Source organism: Streptomyces sp. NPDC059668, from assembly GCF_042734135.1.
Lineage (GTDB): Bacteria > Actinomycetota > Actinomycetes > Streptomycetales > Streptomycetaceae > Streptomyces.
In genome coordinates, this window is sequence record NZ_JBHWEL010000105.1 from 16,313 (window position 1) to 22,572 (window position 6,260).

Sequence of the window (6,260 nt, forward strand, 5' to 3'; positions counted from 1 at the left end):
TGAGAGACCCCGGTCTCACGAGCGCCCGCCTGCGAGTGCGGCGCGCCGTGTGCCCCGCTCACCCCCCCCCCCCGCGGGGGGGCGACTCAGGGCCACCCCCCCCCCCCCCTTCTCACGTCGTAGAGTTGCGCGCACGCCATCAACCAAGATCGATCGATACGAGGCCCCCACCGTGCGCCGACGCTCACTTCTCCTCGCCGTACCCGCAGGACTGGTCACTCTCGCCGGATGCGGTGACGACGACAAGTCGGAGAAGGCCAAGTCCAGCAGCAGTCCGTCGCCTTCGGCGTCCGCCTCGTCGGTACCGCCGCCGAAGATCGTCGACGGTCCGCTGCCCGCCATCACGGCCGGGACGAAGTTCGGCGAGAAGCCGACCGTGGCCAAGGGGAGCGGCGCCCCGTCGAAGGACCTGGCGGTCAGGACGGTCATCGCGGGCAACGGCGGGACGGTCGCGGAGAACGACTACATCCAGGCCAACTACCTCGGCCAGGTCTGGGACACCGCGAAGGTCTTCGACAACTCCTACGACCGCAAGACGTCGCTGGTCATCCAGCTCGCGCAGGGCGGCATCATCGACGGCTGGCGCTACGGCCTCGTAGGCAAGAAGGTCGGCAGCCGCGTCGAGATGGCCGTGCCGCCGACCTGGGGCTACGGCCCGAAGGGCAACACGCAGGCGGGCATCAAGGGCACCGACACGCTGGTGTTCGTCGTCGACATCGAGAACACCTTCAACGCGAAGAGCTCCGCCAAGGGCAAGGACGTCGCGCAGAACGACGCGGCCCTCCCGAAGGTCGGCACGAACACCGACGGCAAGGCCCCCTCCATCGACGTGCCGAAGACGAAGGCCCCGACGAAGCTCGTGGCGGACTACGTCATCGAGGGCGACGGCGAGGAGGTCAAGGCGGACAGCAGCGTCCTGGTGCAGTACAAGGGCGTCCTGTGGGACGGCGGCAAGGAGTTCGACTCCACGTACAGCCGCGGACAGCTGACCTCGTTCTCGCTCCAGCAGGTCGTCAAGGGCTGGGGGCAGGGTCTGACGGGCAAGAAGGTCGGCAGTCGCGTCCTCATCGTCATCCCGCCGGCCCTGGGCTACGGCGACAACCCGCCGAGCGGCAGCGGCATCAAGAAGGACTCCACGCTGGTCTTCACGGTCGACATCCTGGCGAAGATGTGAGCCCGTCAGGGATGTGAGACTGTCTGGGGTGCCTCAAGGGCACCACGCGAACCAACGCGAACAAGCAGGAGCGTAAGACGTGAGCATCGAGAAGCCCGAGATCGACTTCCCGGGCGGCGAGCCCCCGGCGGACCTCGAGATCAAGGACATCTGGGAGGGCGACGGCGCGGTCGCCAAGGCGGGGGACTTCGTCAAGGTCCACTACGTGGGCGTGGCCTTCTCCACCGGCGAGGAGTTCGACGCCTCCTGGAACCGCGGCAACCCGCTGGAGTTCCAGCTCGGTGTCGGACAGGTCATCAGCGGCTGGGACAAGGGCGTGCAGGGCATGAAGGTCGGCGGCCGTCGCCAGCTGACCATCCCGGCGCACCTCGCCTACGGGGACCGCGGCGCCGGCGGCCGGATCGCCCCGGGCGAGACGCTGATCTTCGTCTGCGACCTGGTCGCGGTCTGACATCGGTACGGGGAGTCACGGCTCCCCGGCGTCCGGAGGCGGACGCCCGGTCCCGAGTGAACACTCCGGGACCGGCCGCTCCCGGTGCGCTCTCTCCGGTTCGGCGACCGACGAGTCCGCGGTCCCGGTCTGATCATCGTGAAGGTCGCACCCTGGTCCGATCTTCGTACACCGTGTGATCGGAATTCGACCGGATTTGATCACCGAGGGCCCATGCCTGTCCGGGCATGGGCCCTCGGCTTTTGCCACGACACTTCTGAGCGGTACGGTCATCGGTCGGAAGCACCATAGGGAAGGGCGTCGATGGCCATTGCCAAGGCCGAGCGGCTGATGAACCTGGCGCTGTGTCTGCTCGGGACACGGCGGCCGCTCAGCAAGCGCGAACTGCGCGATTCCATCGAGGCCTATGTGGAGGCGTTCAGGCCGGGCAGGGGAGCGGCCTCGTCCGACGATTCCTTCAACCGGATGTTCGAACGCGACAAGGACGATCTGCGCGAGCTCGGCCTGGTCATCGAGACGGTGGAGAACCTGGACGGCGAGGTCGGCTACGTCGCCCGCCGCGACAGCAACCGTCTGCCGCCCATCACCCTCGACGCCGAGGAGGCCGCCGCCCTCGGCCTCGCCGCCAAGGTCTGGCAGCAGGCGCGGCTGGCCGGCGCGGCGAGTGGCGCCCTGCAGAAGCTGCGTGCCGCGGGCCTGCCCGAGGACGTGGACCCGTACGAGGCCCACGGCGCCCTGGAACCGCACATCCCCGTGCACGAGGCGGCCTTCGAACCACTCATGCTGGCCTGCCGCGACCGCCGCCCGGTCGTCTTCGACTACCGCAAGGCCACCGCCGCGCACCCCGAGACCCGCCAGGTCGAGCCCTGGGCCCTGGAGTGCTGGCGCGGTCACTGGTACCTGGCGGGCTGGGACCGCGACCGCGGGGCAGAGCGCGTCTTCCGGCTCTCGCGGATCACCGGCAGGGTCCGCGCCCGGGCCGGCCGGTACACGGCCGAGGTGCCCGATGTCGTCACCGTCCGGGAGACGGTCGCGGGCTGGGCGGGCGAGATCGCCGACCGCACCGCGCGGATCCGGCTGCGGACCGGCTCCGGATACCCGCTGCGGGCCAAGGCCGTCTCGGTTCGGGAACGGGGAGACGGCTGGGACGAGCTGGAGATCCCGTACGGGCACGGTCTGGACGCGTGGCTCGTCGAGTTCGGGCCCGACGTCGTCGTCCTGGAACCCGCGGAACTGCGGGCCGACGTGGTGGACCGGCTGCGCGCCGTGGCCAAGGGCTGAGGGGGAACGTAGGAACGTGGCAGGAAAACCGGCCAGACCCACGAACGCGATCGACCAGACCCGGCGGATGCTGTCCCTGGTGACCTATCTCCGCGAGCGCCCCGGGGCGCGCGTCGGTGACGTCGCCCGGGCCTTCGGGATCACCGAGGACGAGCTGATCTCCGACCTCGACGTGCTGCCGCTGTGCGGGACGAGTTTCCGCGGCGGCGACCTGCTCGACATCGACACCGACGGCGACCGCATCTGGTGGCACAACCCGGCCGCCCTGGCGGCAGAAGCGGCCGCACCCCTCCGTATCGCCGCCGACGAGGCGACCGCGCTGCTGGTGGCCGCCCGCGCGGTCTCCACCCTGCCCGGGCTGCGTGAGGGCGACCGGCAGGCGCTGCTGCGCGCCACCGCCAAGGTGGAGGCCGCCTCGGGAGAGGCCGCGGGCGCCAGCTCCCGGCTCTCGGTGACCTTCGAGTCCGAGGGCGGGGTCTTCGCGGACGTCGACCGGGCGATCTCCGAGCGGCGCAGACTGTGGATCCGCTACTACTCGCCCTCGCGCGACGAGCTCACCGAGCGCGAGATCGACCCGATCCGCCTGGTCAGCGTCGGGCACACCTATGTGGAGGCCTGGTGCCGCCGCTCCGAGGCGCGCCGCACCTTCCGGCTCGACCGGGTCGCCGAGATCCGCATCCTCGACGAGCCGTCCGCGCCGCCCGAGGTCGAGCTGCGGGACCTCTCCGAAGGGCTCGTGCAGCCCGCCGCGGAGGACCCCGAGGTGGTGGTCGAGGTCGGACCGGGCGGGCGCTGGGTCGCGGAGTACTACCCGCACGACGCCGCGGATGAACTGCCGGACGGCGGTCTGCGTATCACTCTGCGGACCCCCGACCCCGCGTCGCTGCGGCGGCTGGCTCTGCGTCTCGGCCGTGACGGCCGGATCGTGTCGCCGCCGGAGCTGGCGGACAGTGCGCGACAGGCGGCCCGGGAGGCGCTGGCGGCCTACGACGGGCTCGACGGTGACGGAGTCCAGGAGCGACCGTTCGACAGGCAGGAGCAGGAGCTTTGACCACGTCGGCGATGTCTGGTGGGTCGGAGAAGGCCGGGACCGCGGAGCGGGCCGGGAGGCCGGAGAGAGCCGGGGGAGCGGTGCGGGTGGGTGCGTCGCCCAGCGCCGCCGAGATGACGGTGGTCAGCGCCTTCGCCGGCATGCGCCGGGTGGCCGACGTACTGTTCAGGGCCGGCTGCCCCGACTGCCGGGCCCGGCTGGAGCTGCGGGCGAACGCCCTGATGCTGGCGATCGGCGCCTCGAGCCGGACCACTTTCTACTCCTTCACCTGCACCGAGTGCGGCGCCGCCGTCCGCAAGCCCGCGGGCGAGCGGATCGTCGAGCTCCTCACCGGAGGCGGGGTGCGGACACTGCGGCTGCACTCGACGCTCTAGGCTCGCCCCATGTTCTGGCCGATGTGTGCGATCGCTGTGGGTTTCCTCGGTACGGCCGTTCTCGGCGTGCTCGCCGTCCGGGTCTTCCTGGAGACGGAACGCCTGGGACGGCAGGTGACGGACTCCGCGCGCCGCATCAACAGGGCGGCCGACGACCTGGAGCGGGCGACGGCCGGGGCCGCACGGTCCGTGGACGCCCTGTGACCCCGCCGGGGACCCGGTAAGAGTCGTTCCAGGGTTGCGCAATGCGTCATTCGAGCCTGTCAACTTGCCTGTGTGGACAGGTAGGCTTCTGATCGCGGCCCGAAGAACGAGGCGCGGGCCGCGACCGGGAGTACGCACAGGGATTGCCTCGCGTTCACCCCTGAGCGTTACGATCGCTGTCACACGACGACCGGACACATGTCCGACCGATCGGGCAGTACCCCGCCCCTGCAGCCTCGGTGAGAAGGTAAAGACTTATGTTCGGAAGGCTCGGAGCTCCCGAGATCATTCTCATCCTCGTCGTCATCATCCTGCTGTTCGGCGCGAAGAAGCTTCCGGACATGGCGCGCTCCCTCGGCAAGTCCGCCCGGATCCTGAAGAGCGAGGCCAAGGCCATGAAGGACGAGGGCAGCAACCCGGCCCCGGCCGGCCCGCCCAGCACCGACGAGCAGACCCCGGCCCAGCGCACCATCCAGGCCGCGCCCGGCGACGTGACCAGCGCCCGTCCGGTCAGCGAGCCCACGGACACGACCAAGCGCTGACGCAGGGCCGGACGTCTCCGGCCCGCCGCACGAGATGAGGACGTGGGTTGCTCAAGTCTGCCCGCAAGAAGGAGAAGGACCCCGAGGGACGGATGCCCCTCGCGGAGCACCTTCGTGAGCTCCGCAACCGGCTCGCGAAGGCCGTTCTGGCCATCGTCGTCGTCACCGTCGTGGCCGCCTTCTACTACAAGAACATCATCGAGTTCTTCACGAACCCGATCCTGGACGCGGTGGGCTGCCAGTCCACCCTGTCGGAGCTCGCGCAGCAGCGGAGCGGCACCTGCGCCCGCATCGTGCTGAACGGCCTGCTGACGCCGTTCACGCTCGCGCTCAAGGTCTCGCTGATGGCCGGTGTGATCTTCGCGTCGCCGATCTGGCTGTACCAGCTGTGGGCCTTCATCGTCCCCGGCCTGCACCGGCACGAGAAGAAGTACGCGCTGGCGTTCGTGGGCACGGGCGTCCCGCTGTTCCTCGGCGGTGCCTTCTTCGCGTACAAGACGCTGCCGACGATGGCGACGGTCCTCCTCGGCTTCTCGCCCGCGGACCTGGACAACCAGCTGCCGCTGGACGACCTGCTGGACCTCATCGTCCGCATGGTGCTCGTCTTCGGGCTCTCCTTCGAGCTCCCCCTGCTACTGGTCATGCTGAACCTGACCGGAGTGCTCACCGGCCGGCGCATGCTCGGCTGGTGGCGCGGCATGATCATGGGCATCACGGTCTTCGCGGCCGTGGCCACGCCCAGCACCGACCCGCTGACCATGATGGCGCTGGCCGGGCCGATCTGGGTGCTGTACTTCCTGGCGACCGCCTTCTCGCTGCTGAACGACCGGCGCAAGCGCCGCCGCGAGGCCGAGGGCCCCGACGACGACGAAGCCTCCGAGCTGGACCTCACCCCCGAGGACATCGGCGAGGTCGAAACGGTGTCGGCCAGCAGGGCGCTGCCCGGACAGACGACCCCGGACCGGGTCAACGGTTATGACGACGTGACCTGACAAGGAGCGAAGATCTCGTAGGGTCAGGGCCGTGACCAGCGAGATCACCCTCTTCGTCAACCCCACCGCAGGGCGCGGCCGGGGCGCCCGCGCGGCGCAGCCGGCCGCGTGCGCCCCGCGGGCCGCGGGGGTCTCCCTGCGGACGGTTCTCCGGGCGAACGCCGCCCACCCCCAGGGCCCCGGGCGAATAA

The 6,260-nt window shown here is 70.4% G+C and carries 8 protein-coding genes; all 8 read left to right on the forward strand.

Annotated elements, in window-relative coordinates; all coding sequences use genetic code 11:
* Positions 1-172: 172 nt before the first annotated feature.
* On the forward strand, positions 173-1,174 hold the full coding sequence (locus ACFV2J_RS39635; RefSeq protein ID WP_385094982.1) for an FKBP-type peptidyl-prolyl cis-trans isomerase: 1,002 nt from the start codon (positions 173-175) through the stop codon (positions 1,172-1,174).
* Between the two features lie 79 nt (positions 1,175-1,253).
* Positions 1,254-1,625 (forward strand): FKBP-type peptidyl-prolyl cis-trans isomerase, encoded by a 372-nt coding sequence (locus ACFV2J_RS39640; protein WP_385094979.1) that lies wholly within the window; start codon positions 1,254-1,256, stop codon positions 1,623-1,625.
* A 303-nt stretch (positions 1,626-1,928) separates the two neighbouring features.
* A complete protein-coding gene (locus ACFV2J_RS39645) occupies positions 1,929-2,906 on the forward strand; it encodes a helix-turn-helix transcriptional regulator (protein WP_385094977.1) in 978 nt (325 codons plus the stop codon).
* 16 nt (positions 2,907-2,922) lie between these two features.
* Positions 2,923-3,957: a helix-turn-helix transcriptional regulator gene (locus ACFV2J_RS39650; protein ID WP_385094974.1), complete on the forward strand. Its 1,035-nt coding sequence runs from the start codon at positions 2,923-2,925 to the stop codon at positions 3,955-3,957.
* Positions 3,958-4,070: 113 nt separating this feature from the next.
* On the forward strand, positions 4,071-4,331 hold the full coding sequence (locus ACFV2J_RS39655) for a hypothetical protein (protein ID WP_385094985.1): 261 nt from the start codon (positions 4,071-4,073) through the stop codon (positions 4,329-4,331).
* A gap of 9 nt (positions 4,332-4,340) precedes the next feature.
* Positions 4,341-4,535: a hypothetical protein gene (locus ACFV2J_RS39660; RefSeq protein WP_385094971.1), complete on the forward strand. Its 195-nt coding sequence runs from the start codon at positions 4,341-4,343 to the stop codon at positions 4,533-4,535.
* A gap of 257 nt (positions 4,536-4,792) precedes the next feature.
* A complete protein-coding gene (tatA, locus tag ACFV2J_RS39665; RefSeq protein ID WP_168527282.1) occupies positions 4,793-5,077 on the forward strand; it encodes a Sec-independent protein translocase subunit TatA in 285 nt (94 codons plus the stop codon).
* 47 nt (positions 5,078-5,124) lie between these two features.
* Complete coding sequence (tatC, locus tag ACFV2J_RS39670) at positions 5,125-6,069, forward strand: twin-arginine translocase subunit TatC (RefSeq protein ID WP_385443324.1); 945 nt, start codon at positions 5,125-5,127, stop codon at positions 6,067-6,069.
* The last annotated feature ends 191 nt before the right edge of the window (positions 6,070-6,260 follow it).

Excerpts from the sequence above, each read along its gene's own strand:
- ACFV2J_RS39645 (WP_385094977.1), top strand. The coding sequence starts at position 1,929 with ATGGCCATTGCCAAGGCCGAGCGGCTGATGAACCTGGCGCTGTGTCTG.
- ACFV2J_RS39655 (WP_385094985.1), top strand. The coding sequence starts at position 4,071 with ATGACGGTGGTCAGCGCCTTCGCCGGCATGCGCCGGGTGGCCGACGTA.
- ACFV2J_RS39660 (WP_385094971.1), top strand. The coding sequence starts at position 4,341 with ATGTTCTGGCCGATGTGTGCGATCGCTGTGGGTTTCCTCGGTACGGCC.
- tatA (WP_168527282.1), top strand. The coding sequence starts at position 4,793 with ATGTTCGGAAGGCTCGGAGCTCCCGAGATCATTCTCATCCTCGTCGTC.